We start from the raw sequence: 25,108 nt of genomic DNA on the forward strand, positions 1-25,108 counted from the left end.
CCTACACCACTGACGCTCCCCAAGCGCTCCGGGGCGCAGACCGGCGGACACCAGAACCACCACCGAGCCAGTGGCGCTCCCCCCGGCGCCGCTCCGCAGGCACCGGCGCTGCCCTGACGTCGGTGCTGACCGGGAAGGGCCCCGCGGATCCCCCCGCCGCGGGGCCCTTCGCCTGCCTTGCGACATGACCCCTCAGGTCCGCGAGACGGTGCCGCACGTGTCGGAGTCCTGGATGTCGCGGCTGCGGTCGTACGGGTCGATCATGGGCCCTGTCGGCGCAGGCCCCTGGTTGATGCCCGAGTCGAAATCCGGGTGAATGTAGCCGTCGTGGACGTCGCAGGCGACGTTGGCGAGATCCCGCTCAGAGCGGGCGACCAGCAGTTTGCCCGGGGTGACCTGGACGCGCGCCGGATCGGCGAGCTCCGTCTCAATGATGCGGCGCATGATGACGCGGGCCACCTCCGTGGAGTCCGAGTCGGCCGGCGCCACCGCGTAGACGAAGGTGTAGTCGGCGTGAACGACGACGGACCCGTTCTCGCCCGGTTCGAAGGTCATACGACCATGGGTCTTGACCACATCGCCGACGAGCCGCGCCTCATCCTTGTCGAACCGGCTGAACAGCACCAGCGGATCGTTCTCCTTGTCCGGCTTGCGCAGCCCGGACCTCACGTCGGAGAGCATCCGGGGCTGCTTGGGGTCGAGGATGCCGAGCACGGTCTCCGGGGTGCCGCCGAGCAGGGTCTTCCGGTCGAGGTTCGCGTCGACGAGCAGGGCCTTGGTCTGCTTCAGGGCCCGGTCCACCTCGCCCTTGCCGAACGAGCCGACCGGCTTCGCCTCCGGCAGCACGATTCCGGCGGCCCCATCGGCGTACCGGGCGGCCGGAGATCCGGCGAACGGCTGGTCCAGTGTGGGCGTTCCGGGTGCGGCCGAGGGGGCCGTGGACGGGGGCGCGGTCTCCTCGGGCAGCGGGGCCGCGGACTCCGCGCCCGTACCGAACGGGTCGCCGGGCAGCAGGGACGGCTTCATCGCGACCAGGGCGAGGGCGAGCACCACCGGTACACCGATGATCGCCCAGAGCTTGCGGCGGCGGGCGGGCCGCCCGCCCATCCCCTGCAGGTCGGGACCGGTGCGCCAGCCCGGCGGCGTCTCACCCCGCGCGTCCTGCTGACGCAGCCGCTCCGTCACCATGCGGGCCCGCGCGGAGGGCTCCTTGGGTGCGTCGGAGGTGCCGATGCCCAGCTCACTGTCCCGTACGAACTTCTCCCACACGTCGTCTGCGAAGTCCTTGGGGTCCTCGGAGCCCCTGGGTTCCCCGGACGGCTTTTCGGCCACGGCGCTCGCGCCTCTCCCCCTGCTCAACTGCCCACCCCCGATGGGCAGACGAGGATCCGTTCTAAGCCGTGGTCAAGGGAGTTCACAAGTCGAGTACGGAGTTCACGTGTGTGACTCAGCCCACATAAGAATCCTGTGAAATCAAGCACAACCATTCACAGGATTCCCAGGTCTCACTTGCGGAACCAACAGCCACATCGCGTCCCGTACGCGTGAGGCGTCCACCCACATCTCGTACCGCGATGCTGCGGTACCGGACTCACCGAGGTCTTGATGAAGCTTCGCCGTGCCCTGGCCGTTGCGGCCGCGACGGCTGTCATAGCCCCGCTCACGCTGCTGTCTGCGCCCGCCGCGTTCGCCACAGGCGATCCGAGCACGACGACCACCACGGAGCCGACGACGCCGACGAGCGAGCCGACGGACTCGACCACCGAGCCGACGGATCCGCCCGCCGACGACATCCCCACGGACGAGCCGACCGACGACGAGACCGACCCCGCGAAGCCCACCGAGGAGCCGACGGACTCGACCACCGAGCCGACGGATCCGCCCGCCGACGACATCCCCACGGACGAGCCGACCGACGACGAGACCGACCCCGCGGAGCCCACCGAGGAGCCCGACCCGAACGAGCCGCCGGTCGACGAGGAGGTCCCGTTCTGCGAGGAAATCGACGAGAACTTCGCCGACGCCAAGGTCTCCGCGGACCTCAAGGGCCTGCCCGGCAAGATCGTCGCGGGCAGCGGCTTCCACGGCTTCGAGCTGGTCGTCACCAACGACTCGAAGGCCGAGATCAACGGCGTCGCCTTCTACGCCGAGGTCGAGAACTTCGAGATCGACGAGTCCAAGTGGCTGAGCCCGTACGTCAACCTCCAGTTCAAGAACCCCGAGTCGGGCAAGTGGGAAACCATCCGGGACGAGTCCGGCTACGCCGGTGACTACTTCTTCTTCGTCGAGTCCCTGAAGCCGAAGGCCAGCGAGAAGGTCGACCTGCGCGTCAGCATCGATGCCAAGGCCCCGGCCGGTGACGCCTACTCCTTCGGCTCGGGCGCCTACCTCGACAACATCGAGGACCAGGACTGCATCGCCGAGGGCTGGGCCCAGTACGACTTCGAGGTCCTGAAGTCGGGCAGCAGCAACGAGAACCCGGGCACGGCCACGCCGAGCGACAAGAAGCCCAAGGACTCCGTGAAGAAGCCGCAGGGCGCCGTCGCCGAGCTGCCGACCGGCAACCTCGCCGAGACCGGCTCCAGCTCCGCCCTGCCGATGATCGGCCTCGCCGGCGGTGTCGCCCTCGTCGCCGGTGCGGGTGCGGTGTTCGTCGTGCGCCGCCGCAAGACCGGTGCCGACGCGTAAGCGCTCCGCTGGAAGCAGGGTGATGAACCTGCTGGCCGGTGGGGGCTGGTCGCTCCCCCATCGCGGCGGAGCCGCAAATGTCAGTGCGTCGCGCCCCTGAAGGGGCGCGACGCACTGCACGCAAGAGACGAAGGACCTGCGCTCGGAGGGGGGTGCAGGTCCTTCGTCTTTCCCGCAGGCCGCCGGCCTACTTCGGCGGCACCGCCGGCATCCCCAGGAACGGCAGCCGCAGCGCGCCGAAGGCGTCCGCCGGGACGACGGGCGAGCGGGGTTCGACCGGCTTCAGGCGTTCGTACGCGGCTCCCGGCGCCGGACGCGGATCCGCCTCGCCCTTGTTGGGCCAGTACGACATCGCGCGCTCGGCCTGGGCGGTGATGGTCAGCGACGGGTTGACGCCGAGGTTCGCGGAGACCGCGGCGCCGTCGACGACCGAGATGCCCGGGTGCCCGTACAGCCGGTGGTACGGGTCGATGACGCCCTCGTCGGCGGACGCGCCGATCGGGCAGCCGCCCAGGAAGTGGGCCGTCAGCGGCGTACCGATCAGCTCGCCCACATTGCTGCCCGCGAAGCCGTTGATCTCCTCGGCGATCGCCGAGGCCGCCTCCGAAGCCGCCCTGATCTGCTTGGGGTTGGGGGCCCCGTGCCCCTGACGAGCGGTCAACAGGCCCTTCCCCGCACCCTTCGGCTTCAGATACGTCGTCAGGGAGTTGTCGAGGGACTGCATGACGAGCCCGATGATCGTCCGCTCCGACCAGCGGCGGTTGGACAGCGAGCGGAGCACGAGCAGCGGGTGCCGGGCCGCGTGGGACAGAAAGCCGAGGACCCTCGACGACCCTTCCGCGTACGGGACTTGGATGATGGACAGGCCGCCCATCGAGTTCGAGCCCTTGCCGTAACGGACCGGCTCGATGTGGGTGTTCGGGTCGGGGTGGATCGAGGAGGTGATCGCGACCCCGCGGGTGAAGTCGGCCTTCGCCTCGCCGGTGACCTTGCGGTAGCGCCGGTTGTCGGTCTGCGCGCCGACCAGGGCCTCGGAGTTGGTACGGGTCAGATCGCCCAGTCTGCCGGAGAGGTACGGGAGTTGGCCGCCCGCCTTCATCCGGTGCAGCAGGGTCTGCGTGCCGTACGTACCGGCCGCGAGGACGACCCGGCGGGCCCTGAAGACCCGTCCCTCGCCCTTGCGTTTCTGGTCGGTCGGGAGGGTGGCGACGGCGTACCCGCCCTGCGAGTCGTCGGTGACGGACACGACCGTCGTCATCGGGTGGACGACCGCACCCGCCTTCTCGGCGAGGTACAGGTAGTTCTCGACGAGGGAGTTCTTCGCGCCGTGCCGACAGCCGGTCATGCACTCCCCGCACTCGGTGCACGCCTTGCGAGCGGGGCCCACGCCACCGAAATACGGGTCGTCGACCTGCTGTCCGGGCCCGGCCTTCGCCCTCCCGTCGGCGTCCTCGCCGTCACCGAAGAAGACGCCGACCGGCGCCAGGTGGAAGGTGTCGCCCACGCCCATCCGCTCGGCCGCCGCCTTGAGGTGGACGTCGGACGGCGTCATCGTCGGGTTGAGCCGTACGCCGAGCATCCGCCGCGCCTGGTCGTAGTACGGCTTCAGCTCCTCCTGCCAGTCGGTGATGTCCTTCCACTGCGGGTCCTCGAAGAAGGGCTTCGGCGGTACGTAGAGGGTGTTGGCGTAGTTCAGCGAACCGCCGCCGACGCCCGCGCCCGCCAGCACCATGACGTTGCCCAGGAGATGGATGCGCTGGATGCCGTACATGCCGAGTTTCGGCGCCCAGAGGTAGTTCCTGAGGTCCCAGGAGTTCTTGGGCAACGTGCCGGGCGTGAAGCGGCGGCCCGCCTCCAGCACCCCGACGCGGTAGCCCTTCTCGGTCAGGCGCAGGGCCGTGACCGAGCCTCCGAAGCCGGAACCGACGACGATGACGTCATAGTCGTACGCCTCGTCGTCCCGCTCTTGGACAGAGTTCTCCTGTGACACGTGCTCTCCTCATTGAGAACCTTCGAGAACCATTCGAGAACCATTGAGAACCGGTGACTCCTAGCGGAAGCGCAGCGCCTTCATCACCCGCAGGCTCCGGCTCATGAACTGCGCGTACTTCTCGTCGTCCATCCCGAACGACGGCGCCAGCGGCAGCAGCCGCTGGTGGGCGATCGTCTGCGCCTCGGTGTACTTGAGGATGCCCTCGGAGCCGTGGCGGCGGCCGAGACCGGATTCCTTCATGCCGCCCATCGGCGACTGGAGGCTGCCGTACGCGGCCGCGTAGCCCTCGTTGATGTTGACCGTCCCGGTACGCAGCCGGGCGGCGATCCTGGCGCCGCGGCGGCCGTCCTTCGTCCAGACCGCCGCATTCAGGCCGTACGGCGTGGAGTTGGCCTGCTCGATCGCCTCGTCCTCGTCCTTGAAGCGGTAGACGGAGACGACCGGGCCGAAGGTCTCCTCGTTGCAGACGGCCATCGGTGCCTCGACGCCGTCGAGGATGGTGGGCTCGAAGAAGTACGGGCCGATGTCCGGACGGGCCACACCGCCCGCGACCAGTTTGGCGCCCTTGGCGACGGCCTCGTCGACGTGCCTGGTGACGGCCTGCAGCTGGCGTTCACCGGCGAGCGAGCCCATCTCGGCGCCGTACGCCAGGGACGTACCGAGCCGCATCGCCTTGGTGCGCGCCGCGAACCGCTCCACGAAGACATCGGCGACCGACTCGTGAACGTACAACCGCTCGATGGAGACGCACAGTTGGCCCGCAGAGGAGAAGCAGGCGCGCACCGCGCCGGCCGCCGCCTTTTCGATGTCGGCGTCCTCGAGGACCAGCATGGCGTTCTTGCCGCCGAGTTCGAGAGAGGCGCCGATCAGCCGGGCCGCGGCGCCCTTGGCGACCTCGCGGCCCGTGAGGGTCGAGCCGGTGAAGGAGACGTAGTCGGCGTGCCGGACGATCTCCGGGCCGATGACCGGGCCGTCGCCGATGACGACCTGGAACACCTCGATCGGCAGCCCCGCCTCGATCAGCAGGTCACGGGCCCACAGCGCCGTCAGACAGGTCTCCGTGTCGGGCTTCATCACGACCGCGTTGCCTGCGACGAGGGCGGGCAACGCGTCGCCGACCGACAGCTCCAGGGGGTAGTTCCAGGGCGCTATCTGCCCGACGACGCCGCGCGGCTGGCGCAGTTCGGTGACCTTGGTGAGGGTCGGCACGGCGCCGGTGTGCCGCTTGGGCCCGAGGTACGAGGAAGCCTTGCGGCCGTAGTGCCGGGCGGCCACCGCCACCGCCTGCACCTCTTCGTGCGCGTGGAGCCGGGCCTTGCCGGTCTCCAGCTGTACGAGGTCGAGGACTTCGGCCTGACGCTCCAGCACCAGGTCGTGGAAGCGCAGGAGCACGGCGGCACGCTGCCGTACGGGCACCTGCGCCCAGACGGACTGGGCCGCACGGGCCTGCTCGAAGGCCTTCCGTACGTCCTCGGGGCTGGACTCGGGCAGATCGGCCAGCTTCTCACCGGTGAACGGCGAGTGGTTGGCGGTACGCCCCGACCCGGCCACGCCCTTGGTGAGCTGAGCGACCAGCTCCGGCGTGACCACGTCGGCGGCCGTACGGGCGCCCTCGGGGGCGGGGGCGAGGGGGTTCGTGCCGGTCTTTGCCGGGGCCTGCGAGTCCGTCATGCGGGGCAGCGTATTCCTGGGCGAGAACTTTTGGTACCCGGTGGTAACCGACTTCACGGGGTGCGCACATCGCGCCAGTGGGCGCTGGCGGGAAACGCCCTGATCAGGGCGTTAGCCCGCCATCACAACTCTTCCGCGTTCACCAGCGCCTTCCACGGTCGTTCCCCTGCGCTCCGGCCAGGCTGAGCAACGGCGCAAAGAACTCGCCCAGGCTGAGACACTTACCGCGCCGGCGGCGCAGATCCGCCGGCGGCGCCAGCCGTTCCGGCAGTCCGGACCGTGCACGGTGCAATGCTTGAGCGCTTCCGGCAGACGACTCTGAATCTCCTCGACAGGCACTCGCCCGGGGCTTGGCCCCGGGCGAACACACCAGCCGCCGGTCAGTCCGCTGTGGGCCGCCAGTCCCGGGCCGACCGGATCGATGCCCAGGCTCCCCAGGCGGTGAGCACGATCCCGCCGCACAGCGCGGCCAGGGTTGTCGGTGCGAGAGAGGCCACGGATATCACCGTGGGCCGGTCGATCTGGATGGGTGCGGCAAGCCAGATCGAGGTGAGGGCGCCGATCCCCACCGCCAGCATGGAGGGCAGCAGGAGTGACCACAGGGCTGTGGTCCTGTACACCGTCCGCCGCCCGGTCAGCACGCCGAGGGGGGCAAGCTCACGCCCGTGCCGAACGAACTCCCCCATCGCTCCCAGCCCTGCTGCCAGGACGACTACAAACATGCCGGTAGCCGCCAGCAGCCGGATCCAGCGTGTGGCTGTCTCCAGACCACCCACGGCACCGAGATAGAGGCTGCCGACCGACGTGACGTTCGCCGTCGCGCCAAGATGCTGGTACGCCAACTGCTTCAGCTGCCCGATCGGCAGATCCTGGTGCTGTCCCGCGGCGTTGACGAGCACCAACGTCACGGAGGTGTCATCAGTCGTCCGCCAGCCCGCCGTCGTGCCCTGTTCCGCGTAGACCGACTCGGTGTCGTACGTGCTCCATGACACCAGCTCCTGCAGCCGCGCATCGGATCCCCCGCCCGGGATGGGAACCGGAGTGGACTTGCAGGGTGTGTTCAGCGCCTCGAGCACCTCACACGAGCCGATCAGCCGGGCATTGCTCTCCATGGTGTCGTCATCGGTCGCCACGCGCAGCACCGCACTCTTCACTCCGTCGGGAAGCGACTGCTCGAAGGCGGCCAACCGCTTGGTGGAGTGTGGATAGTCCACGGTGAGCACGCTGCTGCCGATCCTGTCGAGGGTGGTGAGGGCACGGGCGGCGTTCTCGCCGAACACCCCACCCCACAACTGGGCCTGAGCCGCCAGTCCGATGGCCAGCGTCAGTGAGGCCACAAGGCGGACCGTGGCCTGCGGATGGGTGGCCAGGCGGCGGCCCGCGATAAGGCTCCCGCTCGATCCGATACGGCGTCCCAGCCTGGCCAGTTGCCCTCCGAGTCCCACACAGAGCATGCCTACCGCGGCCGGGAGCGTCGCGAAGACCAGGACAGTGCCGAGGACGTAGAACGGCAGCTTCATGTCGTCAGCCATGAGCTCAGTGCCGCGCACTGTTACCAGGAGGACGGGCGCGAAAGCGATCCCGCCGAGCCGGTACAGCCTGCCGCGCCGTACGGTCGGCCGAGCCCCGCTTCGCTGTATACCGTCGGCTCTCGGCTGCAGCAGCACCGCCGTCGCGAGCAGGGCGGCCGGAGCGGACAGCAGAGCGCCGATCAACCCCGGTACGGCGGCAGTCGCGTCCGGGCGGTAGAGCCGGAAGTCGACGATGGGGAGCGGCAAGTCGGTCAGCAGTGCGGGGGTGAGGGCGAGCGCGGCCAAGAGGGTGCCGACGAGCACCGGTGCGGCAGCTTCACCGACGGTGAAACATGCGCGCGCACGCGTACCGGCCCCCAGCACGGCGAGCAGTCGCGACCGCCGGTCCCGCGCAACCGCACCGACACGTGCCGCCACGGTGATCAGGAGGGCTACGGGCAGGAACACCAGACCTGCCAGGGCGCCGTAGAACTGCTCGGGAGGCGGCAGATTGGCGTCCTCGCCGAAAGGAGACGCGTTGGCCCCACCGAAACCCACCGCCTTGAACGACTCGGCGTCGAGGTCGTCCGCACCTCCGGCGGGGCGGGCGTACGCGAGCAGCTCTGCCGGGGCCTGCAGACCTTCTACACCGATGAGGCCGACGGACTTCCCATACCGGTTGTCGATGCGCTCCGTGGTGCCGGCACCGGCTTCCGCGAGGGCGGGCGAGAGAACGGCTTCCCCCGGCTTCGGCCAGCGGTCGAGGCCCGGTGGCAGCGGCGCGTCGGCCCGCAGAGGCACCAGCCACACCACCTGGAAGGTGGTTGTTCCGACCATGTCCGTCACAGGCTGGGCTATCAGCTTCGCGTCGCGGGCCCCCGGCACCCAGTCGATGGCACGCTCTTGGCTGCGCTGCGCGCGACCGTCGAACGAACTCTGCGCGAGCACGAGGACACCGAGGCCCGCGGCGAGCAGAAAGGCGGCGACGGCCAGCAGCCAGGTTCGGATCCTGCCCGCCTCTGCTACTGCGGCCGCTCCCCGACCGATCCGCAGCATCTGCGTCATCGCGCTCATGCCACCGCCTCGGTAAGCCGCCCGTCGGAAAGGCGCACGATCCTGTCGGCGCGTGCGGCTACCGCGGCATCATGCGTGACGACCAACAGTCCGCAGCCGGTCTCCTTCGGGAGACCGAAGAGCAGATCCGAGACGGATTCCCGGTTTCGCTCGTCCAGAGCGCCGGTGGGCTCGTCGGCGATCAGCAGTGACGGCTTGTTGATCAACGCCCGTGCTACGGCGGTCCGTTGGCGTTCACCCCCGGACAGCTGGGAGGTGGCGACCGCGTCGGCGGAAACCCCGAGCCGCGCGAGCAGCGACGCCGCCTGCTCGAACGCCGCGGACCGGCGGGTACCGGACAACAGCGCCGCCACCGCGACGTTCTCCACCGGAGTCAACTCCGGCAGCAACTCGCCGAACTGGAAAATCGTGCCGATATGAGCACGCCGATGCCTGGCAAGCTTGCGCGGCCGCATTCTGGTGACGTCGGCGCCCGCCACCCTCACCTGCCCAGCCGTCGGCCGGTTGAGTCCCAGTACGCACATCAGCAGCGTGCTCTTGCCGCTGCCGCTCGGACCGGTCACCGCGACGGACTCTCCGCTGCGCAACGTCAAATTCGCATCGTCGAGCAGCGATCTACCCGGCACTTCCACGCGAAGCCCCTCCACTTCGAGCATGAGCTCCTCAGAGGGAGAGACATTCGCTGACGCAGCGAATCCTTCGACCAAAAAGGGTTGAGAGTCGGCCATTTATCCTCAAAGTGCGATTCTGCGCGCCAGGGTGGAGGCACGCAGACGGCCACCTCCACCCTGGACACCGGACAGGTTCATCCGGAAAGGCTATGCGTGATCGACACGCGGCACTGCCCTACGGAGAGGGCTGCGGGCGGCGCGGCCAACCGCGCGACAACCTGCGCTATCACGACTCCCAGCTGCTGCAGTCATCCGGCCAGTTGTTCTTGTACTCGCAGGCCTTGACCGAGTAGATGCGCGCACCGGAGCCGCTCTTCGTGGTGCTGGCATAGTCGTTCTTGTTCCACTTGGTACGGACCGAGCCACCTTCGCCCGTCCGCTTGTACTGGCCCTTGACCTGGGCGTCGTTGTTGTGGGTCTTGACGACCGCGATTCGCTTGCGGTCCTCGATGGTCTTGGCGGGCTGCTCCTCCGCGGAAATGACCGCCCCAGAACGCCCCAGCGCGCTGGTCCTTCGCGAACAGAAACCGCCGCACTGGGCGCGCGACTGGCCGAGTTTTCCCGTACCGGACACCTACAACCCGGGCTGGACCGTCCTCGTGCGTCCATGACTGACAAGGCCGCGTGTGAATGGCGTCCCGCCGAGTGGTGTAGCCGATCAAGGCGCCGGAATCCGCAGGTCGGGGACAGTGGCTCAGTCCGGTCGGGTGTTCAACTCGCCTCAGCAGGGCGCCTCGTGGACTGCTGCGTATGCGGAGATCGTCAGGAGCCTCGTACCGGAACGCGTAACGCTTGATCCCCTACACCACGACGCGGGACACGACCGCCGTGTGCCTGGACTGCGTAACCGCCGGCCAGGGCGAGGTCGTAATCTCCACCCGCGCCCAAAGCGTCCTTCAGCAGTCGGCGATGGAGGTCGGGCAGCCTCATGCGACGACGGAGGTGCGGAGCTCGGGAAATGCTTCCTCCCATGTCCTGCGCACACCGCGCCCGAGCATCTTGCGCAGGATGGGCCAGTGCCGGACGAGCAGTTCCCCGTCGAGGTACTGGATGAAGTCCTCGCGGGAACCATTGTTGAGGACGATCCGATACATCCCCAGCAGCAACTTCACGTCACCGATGTCGAAGACCCGCAGCCCCGACCATGCCAAGTGGAGCGGCAACTCGACCTGCCCGCCCTTCGGCCCGGCGAGTTCATCGAGCGTCGTCGGCACTCGCTCGGCGCCATAGCCCCACTGGGACGGGACCCGCCTGCGTTCGTCACCATCCTCGGCCACGACAGCAGCATGCCGCTCCCGCGGGGGCGCCTGCAGGCCTACGGAGATCATGCGGCGTCGATCTTCTCGACGGCCTGCGGCCCCAGCTCGCACCACAGCAGCTTCCCGCCCCGTCCGAAGGGGTAGCCGCCCCATACGTCCGCGTAGTGGCATACGAGGAACAGCCCGCGTCCGCCGTCGGAGTCGGCCCGGACGGGACGCAGGGGTCCTGGAGGCCGGTCGAACGGCGGCGGGATGTGCGGGTTGGTGTCCCAGACGCTGACCCGGAGTCGGCTGCCGCCCAGAGCGCGCAGGCGGAGGGTCGCGGGGCCGGTGGAGTACCGGTAGGCGTTGGTGACGAGTTCCGAGATCAACAGTTCGGCGGCGTCGACGAGTTGCGTCATTCCGTGGCCGGAGAGGACTGCCCGCACAGTAACGCGGGCGATGCGCGGGGCGAGTCGGTTGTGGGGCAACTGCAGGGCGTACGCCCAAGATGCGGACGCTTCGGACTTCGGCGGGGATACGGTGACCATGAACGCCTCCTGCGGTAGGGAAACTTGGGATTGCTCGATGACTCCGGCCGGGCGGTGGCTTGTCGCGTGCGCGAGGGCAACGCGGTGCGCTTCCGGCTTACCGGTGGGGCCGGTTGAGCGGCTCGGGACTCACCGTAGACCGGACCATGGACTACATTCCCTGAATCACGGGGAATGTAGCCCCTATTACCTTCGTGTGGGTGACCCACGCGCCATACGTACGAACGGGAAGTCGCAGCTGATGCCGCAGCCAACCCCCCTCCTCACCGCCCGGCGTCGGCGACTGGGCATCGAACTGCGGAGGCTGCGCGAGCGCGCGGGCCTGTCCGCCACACAGGCCGCGGAGCTACTGGGCGCCACACAGTCACGCGTGAGCAACATCGAGGCAGGGCGTTACGGCGTCAGCGGCGAGCGCGTGCGCACGCTTGCCCGTCACTACGACTGCACCGACGAGCCGCTGATCGACGCCCTCGCAGCGATGACCGGCGAGCGTCGACGCGGCTGGTGGGAGGAGTACCGCGACATCCTCTCGCCTCGCATGCTGGATCTCACCGAGGTTGAACACCACGCCACCGCCCTACGCGTGGCACACGTCATCAACATCCCCGGCCTGCTGCAGACCACGGATCACGCCCGAGCCCTGTTCAGCCACACCGTGCCCCCGCTGAAGCCGCACGAGGTCGAGCACCGCGTGTCGCACCGCATCAAGCGCCAGGAGATCCTGCACCGCGAACAGCCCCCGCCGTACACGGCGATCATTCACGAAGCCGCTCTACGTATGCGCTTCGGGGACCGCAGCACGGTCAGGGCTCAGCTCGACCATCTCAACGAGGTGGGCGAACTCGGCCACGTCACCATCGCCGTCATCCCATTCGACAGCGGCCCGTTCCACACCTCCGGCCAGGGCATCGACTACTTCCACGGCCCGGTCCACCAGCTCGACACCGTCCAACTCGACACCGACCACGGCGCCGAACTCATCGACTCCCCGGCCCAATTGGAGCGCTACCACCTGGTCCTGGACCGCATGGAGCAAGCCGCACTCCCCCAGGCCAAGTCCCGCGACTTCATCGCCCACCTCACCCGAGATCTCTGAAGGAGCCCGCCGTGCCCGAACCTCGCTGGCAGAAGTCCACGTACAGCCAGGAGGCCTCCGCCTGCGTGTACGTGACCACCACCCCCGCCGGAACGATCCTCCTCCGCGAAAGCGACACCCCAGAAACCATCCTCACCACCGGCCCACGCCAACTCCGCGCACTGATAGCCACACTGCGGACCCCGTCACCCCTTGGGTCGGGGGTTGAGATTGGTAAGCGCCGTTGACCGTGTAGTCGGTGTTCGGCTGCCTGCTGTCGTGGAAGAAGGCGAGTGTCACGGACTGTGGTCGCGGCCGTCCCGTGGGGCGAAGGCTGCGAGCGCCTCGGCGTCGGTCGCGCGGGCGTGCAGAAAGTAGTCGGCCCACTCGGCGATTTCGGGGTAGGACGAGTCCTGGCTGAGCTGGTTGGCGGCGGCCTGGATGTCGAAGTTCGTGATGCGGAGTTCGACGCCCGGGCCCAGGAGGGCCCAGTGTGCTCCGGTTCGTCCGTAGGGCATGCCGATGCTGCCGGGGTTGATCACGAGTCGGCCGTGGGCGAGGCGGACGAACGGCATGTGGGTGTGGCCGCAGACCATGGTGCGGATGTCGGTATCGAGTCCGTTGAAGACTTCTCTCCAGCGGTCCAAGCGGGAGTCGACCAGTACGACCTCCTCGTCGTCACGAGGGGTGGCATGGCAGAACAGCACCTTTCCCAGGCCACTCACGGACAAGGAGAGCGATTGTGGCAACGAGCCGAGAAGGTCGAGATGATCCTCGCGGAGCTGTGCGGCTGCCCAGGGGGCGATCGGATCGGGGATCGTGTCGCGTTGCCCCCGGCGATATTCGAGGAGTTCGCGGTCGGCGTTGCCGCTGATCCAGATGACGCGGTCGCCGAGGCTGGTCAGCAGGTCGAGAACCTGGGTCGGTTGCGGGCCCGCGGTGATGTCGCCGGTGAGCACGATGTGATCGGCGGTGCTGACGTCTGGTTCGGCGAGTACTGCCTCCAGAGCCGGCAGGACTCCGTGAATGTCGGACAGGACGGCTACTCGGTTCAGCATGGTCACCACTGTGCGGTGAAGACAGCCGAGCGGTGAGATCTTTCGCCTGGCGCGTAGCTCAGGGCGGGGCCGTGACGGCTTCGCGGACCCGCCCGTTCCGTGGGCAGCCCGGCACGCCCTCTGCCGGCACGAAGGTCGGCGGTACACGGAGTCACGGCGGTACCCGTGGGCGGGCGGCGGTGGAGTGTGGGGGCCGGCGGCGATGGACGGCGCGAGAGGGTCACAGCCGTGTGGCCGTGCGGATCAGCCCGGCGAGGGCGAGGGAGCGGCTGTGCGCGGGCCAGGCGATGTGGGTGACGACGGGGGGTGCGTCGGTCAGGGGGACGGCGGTGTGCTCGGCCCACAGCCAGGCGCGGGCGGAGTCGGGGAAGACGGCCACGGTGCGTCCGAGGGCGATCAGCTGGGCCAGTTGCGTCTGGTCGTGGATCTCGGGGCCCGGGCCGGGTGGGTACGTACCGTGGCGGGAAAAGCGGGCGAGCGGAAGATCGGGGATGTCGCCGACCTCGGCCAGGGACAGAGTCTTGTGCGCGGCGAGGGGGTGCCCGGCGGGCAGGATGGCGATCTGCCCCTCGGTCAGCAGTTCCTCGCTGTCGAACCCGGCGAGGGAGTTGAACGGCGCGTGCATGAGCGCCACATCGGCGCGGCCGTCGCGCAGCATTTCTCCCTGCTCACACGTGCCGCTCGGCAGCACCTCGATCTCGGCGGCGTCGGGCTCGGCCGCGTAGGCGTCGAGGAGCTTGTACAGCAGCTCGTGGGACGCACCGGCCTTCACTGCCAGCACCAGGCGGTTGCGGGGGCCGCCGGGGCTGTCGGCGCCGCCGGCACGGCGGGTGCGGCGGGCGGCCGCGGTGGTCGCGTCGAGGGCTGCGCGGCCCTCGTGCAGCAGCACTTCTCCGGCGCCGGTCAGGGCGACGCCGCGGCGGTTGCGTTCCAGCAGACAGACGCCGAGGCGCCGTTCGAGCTGCTGGATCGCCCGGGACAGCGGTGGCTGGGCCATGCCGAGGCGCTCGGCGGCGCGGCCGAAGTGCAGTTCCTCGGCGACGGCCATGAAGTACCTCAGTTCGCGGGTCTCCAAGGTGTCCATGGCCACAGCGTACGTCGGTGATACCTACCGGGTATGACAGGGCACCGTATCGGTGTTGGATGCGCCGCTCGCCCGTGAGTGAGCATCGACGGCATGAGTGAAACGAAGATCGCGCTGGTGACCGGCGCGAACAAGGGAATCGGGTACGAGATCGCGGCCGGTCTTGGCGCCCTCGGGTACCGCGTGGGCGTGGGAGCCCGCGACGAGCCCCGGCACGAGGCCGCCGTCGAGAAGCTGCGCGCCGCCGGGGTGGACGCGTTCGGGGTGCCGCTGGACGTGACCGGCGACCGGAGCGTCACCGATGCCGCAGAACTGGTCGAACGGCAGGCCGGGCGCCTGGACGTCCTGGTCAACAACGCCGGCATCTCGGGAGAGACGGGGCCGGGATGGGCGCAGGACCCGACCACGCTCGACCTCGACGTGGTCCGTACGGTCGTGGAGACCAACGTCATCGGTGTCATCCGGGTGACCAACGCGATGCTGCCGCTGCTGCGGCGCTCGACGTCGCCACGCATCGTCAACGTCTCCAGCAGCGTCGCCTCCCTGACCCTGCAGGCGAGCTCCGACGTCAAGGCCGGCCCGATCATGGCGGCCTACTCACCGTCGAAGTCGTTCCTCAACGCCGTCACCGTGCAGTACGCCCGGCAGCTCGCCGGTACGAACATCCTGATCAACGCCGCCTGCCCGGGCCTCGTCGCGACCGACTTCACCGGCTTCCAGGGACCCCGCACTCCTGAGCAGGGCGCGGCCACGGCGATCCGGCTCGCCACGCTGCCCGACGGCGGCCCGACCGGTTCGTTCTTCGAGGACGACGGCGTCATCCCCTGGTGACCCCGAACCTGTCGTGATCAGGCCGCAAGCCCTGGCGTGCTCGACGCGACCGCGGATACTGAGGCCAGTCAGGACGTCAGCCCGCCATCGCCTTGCCGACCTTGAGGCGATCACGCGCGCCCTCGAACAACGAGGCGCCCCGTTTCTCGTCCTTCGTGCCCTTCGGCATGTCCACGCGCAGCTCGTAGTACTCCTTGGCGTCCGTGGCGATCAGCAACTGCATCACGCGGTACTTCTCCTCCTTCACCTCGTACTCGGTGTCGAGGAGCCTCGCCTCGTAGCCATGGAACGTGGTGGGTTCGGACAGCGTTTTCGCGAAGTCGTCGGCGTAGGCGAGGGTGGCCTCATCCGCCCAGGCGTTCATGGGCGTGGGGACGGCTTCCTCGCGGGTCAGCCGGAGCTGGACGGTCTTGTCGCCGTAGATCACCGTGCGGGAAGGGTTGCGGCGGTCCGCACCGGAGTCGTTGCGGTCGACCAGTGGAGTGCCGGCCGGTACGGACAGGATGGCGTTCAGGGCCCGCTCCGTGTGGATCGTCCAGCCGTTCACGGTCGGGGGCGAGGGAGAGGCGGAGGCCGAGGGGGTGGCGTCGCCACGGCTCTGCGCCTCCGCCCTCGGGTCACCGCCCCGGAAGGAGACCCCGAGCCAGATGCCACCGGTGAGGAGAACGGCACCGGCGACACAGGCGGCGAGGAGGCGAAGGCTGGGGCGTCGTCGGCGTACGGAGCGATGGTCGGGCTCCGTCAGGGACGGCACGGGTGGGGCGGGCGGAGGTCCGGCCGTTTCGGTTCTTGCCGTGTCCGGCGACGGCAGTCCGGACCGTACGGTCTCGGTGTAGCCCGCGAACTCCGGTGAGGCTGAGGGGCGTTGGGGCTCTCGGGGTGTGCCGGTGACGACGGGTACGGTCCAGCCCTCGGCGACCGCCTCCAGCACCGCCGCGATCTTCGCGACGTCCGGTCGTTGCCCAGGGTCCTTGGCCAGCAGCTGGGTGATCAGCGGGGCGAGGTCCCCGGCCTGCCGCGGCTGCGGCGGCTCGTCGGACAGGATCGCGGCGAGCGTGGACTCCACGGTCGTACGGCGGAAGGGGGACCAGCCCTCGACGGCGGCGTACAGCAGAACGCCCAGGGACCAGAGGTCGGAGGCGGCTCCGGCGCCATGGCCCGCCATGCGCTCGGGCGCGATGAACTCGAGCGAGCCGACGAACTCGCCGCTGGCGGTGAGGGATTCCTCGCCCTGGATGTACGCGATGCCGAAGTCGGTGAGCACGACGCGGCCGTGCGGGCCGAGCAGCACGTTGGCGGGCTTCACGTCCCGGTGCACGATCCCGACGGAGTGCGCGGCGTGCAGCGCGCCGACGACCGCGAACCCGATGCGCGCGGTGTCGGCCGGCTTGAGAGGGCCGCGCCGCAGTACGTCGTCCAACGACTCGCCCCGGATCAACTCCATGACGATCCACGGCAGTCCGCCTTCGACGACCACGTCATGGATGGCGACGGCGGCGGGATGGTCGACACGCGCGGCGGCCCGCGCCTCACGGTAGAGGCGGTTGGCGGCGCGCTGGTGGACGTCGTCCACGGGATCCCCGGGTAACCGCGGCTGTTTGACGGCGACTTCGCGCCCCACCAGTTCGTCCCAGGCCCGCCATACGGTGCCCATGCCGCCGGAACCGATGCGTTCGGTCAACCGGTAGCGACCTCCGATCAGCCGGCCCACGTCAGTTGTCATGCACCATCAGTATCGTGTGGCCTCAGAGGTTGTCGATGTCGAGACTGGCGATGGCGGTCTTCGCGATCTCGCGGCCCTCGTCGGTGAAGTACCCCTTGGCCGGGTAGTCGATCCAGAGCCGGTACATGTCACCGTTCCCGGCCTTGTAGTAGAAGATCCTGGCCTCGCGCAGACGCGGGACCTGCGTGTCCGTGTTGGTGTAGACGACGGTGTTCTCGGCGGCCTTCTTCTCCTTGTACGTCGCCGCCTTGGGATCACCCTTGGGAGCTGGAGTGTCGGCCATACCGGACCCGTACTCACCGTCCTCGTACGTGGCCCAGTCGGCGAACGCCTTGGCCGAGGCCGAGTCGGGGATCTCACCGTTCGTGTCGTCGGCCTTCCGGTCGAGGTCCACGCTGATCCAGACACCGCCGCTCGGGTCGGAGAACGAGACCACAGTGCCGTCCGAACCGTCGACGGGCTTGTCCCTCACGAAGTCGGCGGGCACGCCGACGCTCGCACCGAGCTTCGGCAGGTCCCGCTGCTTCCAGTCGTCCGGCAACGGCCCCGCGAACGGGTTGCCCATCTGCAGGAACGCCGTGACCGCTGTCGCCACGACGAGCCCGGCGGCGATCCCGATCCACCCCTTGCGGCCGATACGGACCGACTTGCCGCCGGGCGCCGCGCGTTCGAGGACCTTGGTCTCCTGGGGCGGCTGGGCGGCCTGTTCCAGGAGCCGGCGGACCTGGGCGGCGTTCGGGCGACGGGCCGGGTCCTTGTTCAGGAGGGCGTTGATGGCGTCGGCGAGGGGGCCCTTGGCCGCGTTCGCTACGGCCGGCGTGGCGTTGAGTACGGACTGGAGGGTCGCGGGCGTGTTGGTGCGGCGGAACGGCGAGATGCCCTCCGTGGCCGCGTACAGGACGACGCCGAGCGACCACAGGTCGGAGGCGGGGCCCGGCCGCTGCCCCAACACCCGCTCGGGCGCGATGAATTCGGGCGAACCGACGAAGCCGCCGGTGTCCGTCAGGTTCGTCTCGCCCTCGATCTGGGCGATGCCGAAGTCGGTGAGGACGACGCGGCCGTGCGGGCCGAGCAGGACGTTGTCGGGCTTGACGTCGCGGTGCAGGATGCCCGCGGCGTGTGCGGCCTCCAGCGCGCCGAGGACGTCGAGGCCGATCTTCGCCGCCTCGCGCACCCCGAGGGTGCCCTCCTGCAGCGCGGCGCCGAGCGTACGTCCCTGCACCAGCTCCATCACGATCCACGGCTGGCCGTCCACCACGGCGACATCGTGCACATTCACGACAGCCGGGTGATCGAGCCGGGCCGCGGCGCGCGCCTCGCGACGCATGCGCTCAAAGGCGTTGGAACGTTCGCGTTCGGGAAGATGATCCGGTACGCGGGGCTCCTTGACGGCGACCTCACGGTCCACCGTCTCGTCCTTGGCCCGCCATACGGTGCCCATGCCGCCATGGCCGAGCTTGCCCAGCAGCCGGTAGCGGCCGACGATCAGACGTCCGGTGCCGGGTTCCTGCTGCATCTGCTGCGTCTGCGGCACCTGCTGTTCGGGCAGCTGCTGTTCGGGCACCACCTGGGTGGGCGCCGCGTACGGGTTGCCCGGGTACGGGACGCCGGCGGGCTGCGGTGCGCCGGGCGGCGGTCCGGGCACACCTGGCTGCGGCGGTTGCAGATCGAAACTGGTTGGCTCGTTCGACCCGTAAGGGGCTCCCCCGTTGCTGTTCATAAGAACCATCCATATCGCGCCAGATGGCGAGCTTCCACCCCTTATGCTTACCGGTCACACACCCGTGACGCACGACGTTCCTTATGTTCCCTTTACGGGATTCTGGGCGGCCGGTTACGGGATCCTGGGCGGCCGGTCCGGCGACAGAGTCGCGTCCACGGTGGACGTCGGCGAGCGCGTGCCGGTCACCGTGGGCGTGGGGCTCGTCGGCGGACTCGTACCGGGGCTCGTCCGAGGCACCGAGCTCGTGGGCGGCGGCGTACGGCCGTTGTCCCCGCCCCCTCTCATCAGCAACGCGGCGGCCGACACACCCGCCCCCGCCATCGCAGCGACCAGCGCGGCCGCGATCAGCGCCCTCCGGGCCGACAGCGGCAACGGCCGCGCGGGCGAGGGGATCCGGGGCGGCGCGGTCACCGGCTGCCGTTCCTGTACATCCCGCCGCGTCGACGTCGCGGGCCCGGGCGGCACCGGTGGCGTACGACCCGTGTCGAGAAACGCCCGCAGCATCCGCTCCGCCTGAGCCGAACCGAGACGCCGGTCGGGATCCCGCTCCAGGAGCCCTCGTACGACGGGAAGGATCGGCGCGGCCTCGTCCGGCGGATGGATCTCGGCGGAGACCACCGCGTGCAGAATGCCGCCCAACGAGTCGCGGTGGAACGGCGATTCGCCGCTCAGCGCCGTGCACAGCAGCGCGCCGAGCGACCACAGGTCGGACTCGGGTCCTGTCCTGGCCCCGGACATGCGCTCCGGCGCGGTGTACTCGGGCGAGCCGACGAACGAACCGTTCTCGGTGAGCGTCGTCGCACCCTCGACCCGGGCGATCCCGAAGTCGGTGAGCACGACGCGGCCTTCGTCGGAGACGAGGACGTTCGCGGGTTTCAGATCACGGTGCAGCACGCCCGCGCCATGCGCCCTGCGCAGCGCGCCGAGCAGGGCGACGCCCATCCGCGCGGCCTCGGCGGCGTCGAGGGGCCCGTCGCTTGAGATCCGGTCGGCGAGCGAGCTTCCCTCGATCAACTCCATGACCATGTACGGGCGTTCGTCGTCCTCGACCACGTCGTGCACCACGATGATGTTCGGATGCTCGAGCTGCGCGACGGCCCGCGCCTCCCGCAGCGTGCGCTCACGCTGCGAGCGGGACTCCTCCTCCGGAAGCGACGGGTCCACGGAGAGCTCCTTGACCGCCACCTGCCGGCCGAGCAACAGGTCACTGGCCCGCCATACGACGCCCATGCCGCCCCGGCCGAGTCTGGATTCCAGCCGGTAACGACCCGCGATGACACGGAGGTTCTCCCTCTCGGTCCCCATGCGCCCCATCATGCCCCACAGGTGAGCGCCTGTTAGGGGCGCCGGAGGCCGGGTGGCCGAAGGGCGACGGTGCGCTGGGGCCGACGGGGTGCGACGGGGGGCGACTCCAGTGGCAACGCTCGGGTGGGTTCGGGCTCAGCCCGCCTTGTCCGCACTGGGCCGCCAGCCCTGCAGCATGTGGTCGAACTGACGGCGCATCTGCTCCCAGTCCGCCGCGGGCGCCGACATATAGATCGCGTACTCGACGCCGTCACGGCTGAGATACATCTGCTCGACGGCCCGGCGCGGACCGGGGAACGCCCCGTCCTTCGGCATCGCCGTCCAGGTGAACTCCCACCGGGCGCCAGGGCAATCGCGGTACATGTTCTCGTCCAGGCTGACCCGCTGGTAGTCGCTCAGCCGCTGCAACTGCTGTTCCAGGTCGAGCAGGTGCTCGTACGGCGTGGGGAAGTCCGGCTGGTCGTCGACGGCGATGCGGAGGAAGCTCTTGCCACCGTCGGGCGTGTAGTCGACCTGGAACTGGTCCGCCTCCTGCCGCTGCCACTCCTTGCTGGGCAGGGCGAGGCTGAACCCCCTGGGGTCGTCGACTCGCACCCAGCTGTCCGGGACGCCACCCGATGGTGTCTCCTTCCCCTCCTCCGGCGAGGGCGTTGGCGACGTTGCGGAGGAGGAAGGCGAGGACGAGGGCGATGCGCCTGGCTGCTGCCCCCACTCGTCCGCGTACTTCATCGCCGCGGCACCTCCCCCGCCGACGAGCGCGGCAATGACCACGACGAGGGCGATCGTGCGGCCACGGCGACGGCCTCGCGGGCCGGCCGCCGGACCGTACGGCGGCTGGTTCGGCGGGGCGTGGTGCGGCGAGGCGGGGGGCGCCGGATGGTGCGCCTGGTGGTTCGGGGCGTGGTTCGCTGGGTGATCCAAGGTGGCGGCGGCCGGATCGGGCGCCGGTCCGCCATGGGAGCCGTAAGTGCCGCTGTTGGTCGGGGCGTTCGGCAGGTCCACCGTCGGCACATGGGCCTCGGTCTCGCTCGGCCTGCGCCCCTCCGCGACCTCGGCGAGCATCTGCTCGGCCTGAGCCGCATCGGGCCGATCGGCCGGATCCTTCTGCAGCAGCGCCGCGATCACGGGCGCGAGCGGGCCCGCGTGCTCCGGCTCGCCCGGCTCCTCTTCGACCACCGCCTGCATGGTGGTCAGCGGCGTGGTCCGCCGGAACGGCGACCTGCCGTCGACCGCCGTGTAAAGCGTGGCGCCGAGCGCCCACAGGTCGGAGGCGGGGCCGGGGTCATGGCCGCGAATGCGCTCGGGCGGGAGATAGTCGACCGAGCCGACGACCTCGCCGGTCCGCGTGATCGTCGTATCTCCCTCGACCTGGGCGATCCCGAAGTCGGTGAGCAGGACACGGCCGTCCCGGGACAGGAGTACGTTGCCGGGCTTGATGTCGCGATGCAGTACGCCGGCCGAGTGCGCGGCCCGCAGCCCACGCAGCACCCACAGCCCGATCCGTGCCGCCTCCCGGGGCTCGACGCGCCCCGAATCCTTGACCGCGTCGGCGAGCGAGTGGCCCTCGACCAGCTCCATCACGATCCACGGCCGGCCGTCGTGCTCCAGCACGTCGTGCACGGTGACGACGGCCGAGTGGTTGATCCGCGCGGCAGCGCGCGCCTCGGCCCGGGTACGGGCGAGCAGTACGGCCTGATCGCTCTCGGACACGTACAGCGCGGCCGTCAGCTCCTTGATCGCGACGGCGCGGTGCAACACCTCGTCATGCGCGCGCCACACCCGGCCCATTCCGCCGCTCCCGATGGAGTCGACGAGCCGGTAGCGGTCCGAGAGGAGCAGGCCCTGCATCTGATTCACGTTTTCACGTTTCCCCGCATAGTCCTTGACAGGTTCAGATTAGGGACCGGCCATCGAACAAGGGAACCGGCGGGGACACTCGGTACCGCACTGTGACGATCGTGCCCTGTGGGTGAGCAAGGGACTACGGGAGCTGCGGGAACAGCGGGTCCGGCGGGGTCGATCGGTGAAGCAGTCGGTGGGGCGATCCGGCCGTCGATCGGTGACCTGGCAGGTGCGTCAACCGGTGATCTGATAGGTGGCCGACGCCTGCTCGTACAGCCGCGACACCTCGTCCCGCTCCGCCTCCGGACCGCGCAACTGCACCACGTGGTAACGGCCGTCGACGAGGATCGCCAGATTGCGTACGTAGATCTCGCGTCCCTCGGCGTTCTGCCAGGTGAACTGGCCCTCGGCCATGGTCCGTCCGCCCACGTCGATCCGCCGCATCCCGCTGGACGTGGCCCAGGTCGAGTCGCGGAACGGCTGCAACTCGCGCTCCTCCTCCCGCTGGTACGTCATCGGATCGTCGCCGTATTCGCTGGCGGTGTCGCGCCCGGGCACGATCAGCAGCTCGAAGTTGCCCTGGGAGTAGACGACTTGCCCGCTGCCGTTCTTGGGCGTGCGGTCCCAGCCGTTGGCGACCGCGACGCTGAAGCCCTCGGAGTCCTTACGCAGGGTGAAGCCCTGCGGGAGGTCGGGGCCGGTGGTCTGGGTGCTGGAACTGGACGACTGGCTGGGGCTGTTCTCCTTGCTCGGTGTCCCGCTCGGCGTGTTGTCGGGCTGCGGATCCGTGCCCGCGTTCCCGTCCGTGCCGGGGTTCGGGTCGGTGTCGGACGAGTGTTCGGGTGCGGGCGCGACGTCTCCGGCGGCTCCGGTCTGCGCACCGCCGTTCGCATCCGGCCCGGCCTTGGGCATGAAGACCACGGCGTACGCCACGGCCGCGGCCAGCGCCAGCAGGATCAGCACCAGCAGGGTGCGGCCGAGACGGCGGGGCTTCGGCGCCTTCTCCTGCCGCTTGTGGCGGGCATGCCGGTCCGGCAAGCCGGCGCGACGCTTGCGGACGAGCTCGCCCCGGCGGCGTACGACGGGCAGGCGCCTGGCGTCCACCGGCGGCGCCGCCACGATATGCGTCCCCGCCTCCGGCTCGGGCGCCGACCGTACGAGCGAACGCAGCCAGCCGCGCAGTTCCTCGAAGTCCAGCCGCTCGGTGGGGTCCTGACGCAGCAGCGACTCCACGACCGGCCTGAGCGGCCCGCACTCCTCCGCGAAGGCGGGCGGCTCCGCACACACCAGCTGCACGAGCTCGGCGGTGTTCTCCTCCGGATACGGCGCATGCCCCTGCACGGCCCGGAAGAGCAGCGCGCCCAGCGCCCACAGGTCGGTCGCGGGCCCGATCGGCGCCGCCAGCTGCCAGTTCTCGTGCACCGGCCCGGCCTGCTCGGGCGCCCACCGCTCGGTGACCGGTCCCACGACCGCCATACGGGCCTGGCGGGCGCGCTCAGCGGCGAGGGCGGTGGTGGGGCCTCGGTGGGGGGTGCGTTCGGGGACGAGGTGGGTCCAGCGGGTGGGCCCGGAGGAGGTGTGGCGGTCGGGAACGTGGGGGTCGTTGGTGTGGTGGTCGGAGGGCTGGGTGGGTACGCCGCTTGCCTCGGGGCCGACTCCGTTTCCCGGTACGTCGGTTCCTGTGCCCGATGCGCCCAATCCGTTGCCCGGTATGCCCGTTCCGGCTCCGTTCGCGTTGCCGGGGAGCGCGGGGCGGCCCTGGCCTTGGCCGTTGCCGGGGAGCGCGGGGGCGCCGGCGCGCGGTACGGCGCCGTGCCAGGGGTTCGACCGGCCCACTCCGTACGGGTCGGCGATCTGGCCGGGCGGCGGGGTGTGCTCCGTGCCGTACGCGGAGGTCTGCCCGGCCTCGGCGTCACCCTCGGCGGGGCGGGGCCTCGGAGCGGGCAACGCCGCGTGCTGTCCGCGCTGTCCGTCCCGCTGCTCCTCGTGTACACGCGCCGCTGCCCGCGCACCGGCGCGATAGGCCGCGATGGCTCCGGCCCGGGCCGCCCGCACGTCGTTGCTCGGCTCCAACTCCCGCCGCCCTGCTACCGGCGGCCGCGCAACGGGTGCCATGGCTCCATTGCTTCCGGGCGCCGCCTCTACGGCGGACCGGTCGTCACCGGGGGCACGCGTACTGGACACAGGGGGCGAGCCGTAGTGGCCGGGGCCACCCGCCTGATCGGGCTGACCGTAAGGTCCCGGCGAACCCGCCGGGCCGGCCGCCGTTCCGGAAGCGGAACCGGAATCGGCCCCCTCGGGGCCCTCGCCTCCGTCACCCTCCGCAACCGGCACCGGGTCGTACCCGCACAGCGCCTCCTCGGCCGCCCCGGCCGCGAGCCCCGTGAGCATCACCCGGCCGTCGTCGCAGACCAGCACCGTACGCACGGTGATGTTCCGGTGGACCCAGCCGTGCGCATGCAGCACCCGCAACGCGGTCAGCACGTCGGAGGCGACCTCGGCGGCCCGGTACGGACTCAGCGGGCGCTCCGCGAGCAGCGCCGCGAGCGGCCGGGCGGGCACCAACTCGCTCACTATCCACAGCGACCCGCCCTCGGCGAACACGTCGAAGACCTGGTCGAGCCGGGGATGGTCGGGTATCTGCGCCGCCGCCTGCGCGGCCTCGATCGCCCGGCGCACGGCGGGCTCGGTGGGCCGCCGCGTGGGCCGCGCGGCCGACCGCCGCGCCCCGCCGTCCCGCGCCACGAATCCGTCGGGCAGGCCGTCGGCGTCGATCACCTCCGCCTCGACGACCTCGGGCAACGGCACCTGCCTGACCAGCACTTCCTGCCCGCTGTAGGTGTCGAAGGCCCGGCTCTCGGCGAGTTCGTACTCGTCCGAGGGCGGCAGCGGCAGGCGGTAGCGGTCGGCGAGTACCCGTCCCGCATAGTCGTCCACGATGCCTCCCCCGGGCGCCCGGTCGGTCAAATCCGTTCGTCATGCGTCCCGTTGTGGCCGCATATCCGGCTGCGTACGGTCCGCAACCACTCACGATACGTGCCGGAGGCAACCCGCAGTGAGGGGATGCGAG

At 70.0% G+C, this 25,108-nt stretch carries 18 protein-coding genes and 1 pseudogene; 4 read left to right on the forward strand and 15 right to left on the reverse strand.

Annotation, left to right across the window (positions count from 1 at the left end; translation table 11 throughout):
- Window positions 1-192: 192 nt before the first annotated feature.
- Window positions 193-1,332: a hypothetical protein gene (locus IEZ21_RS15505; RefSeq protein ID WP_189322458.1), complete on the reverse strand. Its 1,140-nt coding sequence runs from the start codon at window positions 1,330-1,332 to the stop codon at window positions 193-195.
- Window positions 1,333-1,605: 273 nt separating this feature from the next.
- Between IEZ21_RS15505 and IEZ21_RS15510 the strand changes: the two genes are divergently transcribed.
- Window positions 1,606-2,688: an LAETG motif-containing sortase-dependent surface protein gene (locus tag IEZ21_RS15510; protein ID WP_189322459.1), complete on the forward strand. Its 1,083-nt coding sequence runs from the start codon at window positions 1,606-1,608 to the stop codon at window positions 2,686-2,688.
- Window positions 2,689-2,875: 187 nt separating this feature from the next.
- Here the strand turns inward: IEZ21_RS15510 and IEZ21_RS15515 are convergent, their stop codons facing one another.
- The 7 genes from IEZ21_RS15515 to IEZ21_RS15545 form a co-directional block, all read right to left on the reverse strand.
- A complete protein-coding gene (locus tag IEZ21_RS15515) occupies window positions 2,876-4,678 on the reverse strand; it encodes a GMC family oxidoreductase N-terminal domain-containing protein (RefSeq protein WP_189322460.1) in 1,803 nt (600 codons plus the stop codon).
- A gap of 60 nt (window positions 4,679-4,738) precedes the next feature.
- Window positions 4,739-6,352 carry a succinic semialdehyde dehydrogenase gene (locus IEZ21_RS15520; RefSeq protein ID WP_189322461.1) on the reverse strand — a complete coding sequence of 538 codons (1,614 nt, stop codon included), beginning with the start codon at window positions 6,350-6,352 and terminating at the stop codon, window positions 4,739-4,741.
- A 380-nt stretch (window positions 6,353-6,732) separates the two neighbouring features.
- Complete coding sequence (locus tag IEZ21_RS15525; RefSeq protein ID WP_189322462.1) at window positions 6,733-8,937, reverse strand: hypothetical protein; 2,205 nt, start codon at window positions 8,935-8,937, stop codon at window positions 6,733-6,735.
- Entirely contained in the window at window positions 8,934-9,593 is a 660-nt protein-coding gene (locus IEZ21_RS15530; RefSeq protein ID WP_189322463.1) for an ABC transporter ATP-binding protein, read from the reverse strand. Before IEZ21_RS15530 ends, IEZ21_RS15525 begins: the two co-directional genes overlap by 4 nt.
- Before the next feature lie 241 nt (window positions 9,594-9,834).
- A complete protein-coding gene (locus IEZ21_RS15535; RefSeq protein ID WP_189322464.1) occupies window positions 9,835-10,182 on the reverse strand; it encodes a hypothetical protein in 348 nt (115 codons plus the stop codon).
- Between the two features lie 352 nt (window positions 10,183-10,534).
- Window positions 10,535-10,885, reverse strand: coding sequence for a hypothetical protein (locus IEZ21_RS15540; RefSeq protein ID WP_246567765.1), 351 nt, complete (start codon window positions 10,883-10,885; stop codon window positions 10,535-10,537).
- A gap of 47 nt (window positions 10,886-10,932) precedes the next feature.
- On the reverse strand, window positions 10,933-11,397 hold the full coding sequence (locus tag IEZ21_RS15545; RefSeq protein ID WP_189322465.1) for an ATP-binding protein: 465 nt from the start codon (window positions 11,395-11,397) through the stop codon (window positions 10,933-10,935).
- A 241-nt stretch (window positions 11,398-11,638) separates the two neighbouring features.
- On the opposite strand from IEZ21_RS15545, the gene IEZ21_RS15550 reads away from it, so the two are divergent.
- Complete coding sequence (locus IEZ21_RS15550) at window positions 11,639-12,493, forward strand: helix-turn-helix domain-containing protein (RefSeq protein ID WP_189322466.1); 855 nt, start codon at window positions 11,639-11,641, stop codon at window positions 12,491-12,493.
- Window positions 12,494-12,504: 11 nt separating this feature from the next.
- Window positions 12,505-12,720 (forward strand): DUF397 domain-containing protein, encoded by a 216-nt coding sequence (locus tag IEZ21_RS15555; protein ID WP_189322467.1) that lies wholly within the window; start codon window positions 12,505-12,507, stop codon window positions 12,718-12,720.
- A gap of 48 nt (window positions 12,721-12,768) precedes the next feature.
- Here IEZ21_RS15555 and IEZ21_RS15560 read toward each other — a convergent pair whose 3' ends face one another.
- Together IEZ21_RS15560 and IEZ21_RS15565 are read right to left on the reverse strand one after the other, a co-directional pair.
- Window positions 12,769-13,530 (reverse strand): metallophosphoesterase family protein, encoded by a 762-nt coding sequence (locus tag IEZ21_RS15560; RefSeq protein ID WP_189322468.1) that lies wholly within the window; start codon window positions 13,528-13,530, stop codon window positions 12,769-12,771.
- Between the two features lie 220 nt (window positions 13,531-13,750).
- On the reverse strand, window positions 13,751-14,614 hold the full coding sequence (locus tag IEZ21_RS15565; protein ID WP_189322469.1) for a LysR family transcriptional regulator: 864 nt from the start codon (window positions 14,612-14,614) through the stop codon (window positions 13,751-13,753).
- Window positions 14,615-14,707: 93 nt separating this feature from the next.
- Between IEZ21_RS15565 and IEZ21_RS15570 the strand changes: the two genes are divergently transcribed.
- A complete protein-coding gene (locus IEZ21_RS15570; RefSeq protein ID WP_189322470.1) occupies window positions 14,708-15,445 on the forward strand; it encodes an SDR family oxidoreductase in 738 nt (245 codons plus the stop codon).
- 76 nt (window positions 15,446-15,521) lie between these two features.
- On the opposite strand, the gene IEZ21_RS15575 is transcribed toward IEZ21_RS15570, so the two are convergent.
- From IEZ21_RS15575 to IEZ21_RS15595, 5 genes and pseudogenes are all read right to left on the reverse strand, one after another.
- Entirely contained in the window at window positions 15,522-17,168 is a 1,647-nt protein-coding gene (locus IEZ21_RS15575; RefSeq protein WP_189322471.1) for a serine/threonine-protein kinase, read from the reverse strand.
- Between the two features lie 22 nt (window positions 17,169-17,190).
- Window positions 17,191-18,888, reverse strand: coding sequence for a serine/threonine-protein kinase (locus tag IEZ21_RS15580; protein WP_189322472.1), 1,698 nt, complete (start codon window positions 18,886-18,888; stop codon window positions 17,191-17,193).
- A gap of 147 nt (window positions 18,889-19,035) precedes the next feature.
- Window positions 19,036-20,196, reverse strand: a pseudogene (locus IEZ21_RS15585) (serine/threonine-protein kinase); the annotation flags it as partial.
- Between the two features lie 135 nt (window positions 20,197-20,331).
- Entirely contained in the window at window positions 20,332-22,044 is a 1,713-nt protein-coding gene (locus tag IEZ21_RS15590) for a serine/threonine-protein kinase (RefSeq protein ID WP_189322593.1), read from the reverse strand.
- 228 nt (window positions 22,045-22,272) lie between these two features.
- Window positions 22,273-24,975 carry a serine/threonine kinase C-terminal domain-containing protein gene (locus IEZ21_RS15595; protein ID WP_189322474.1) on the reverse strand — a complete coding sequence of 901 codons (2,703 nt, stop codon included), beginning with the start codon at window positions 24,973-24,975 and terminating at the stop codon, window positions 22,273-22,275.
- Window positions 24,976-25,108: the final 133 nt, after the last annotated feature.

This window comes from Streptomyces flaveus, assembly GCF_014647675.1.
Classification (GTDB): Bacteria; Actinomycetota; Actinomycetes; order Streptomycetales; family Streptomycetaceae; genus Streptomyces; species Streptomyces flaveus.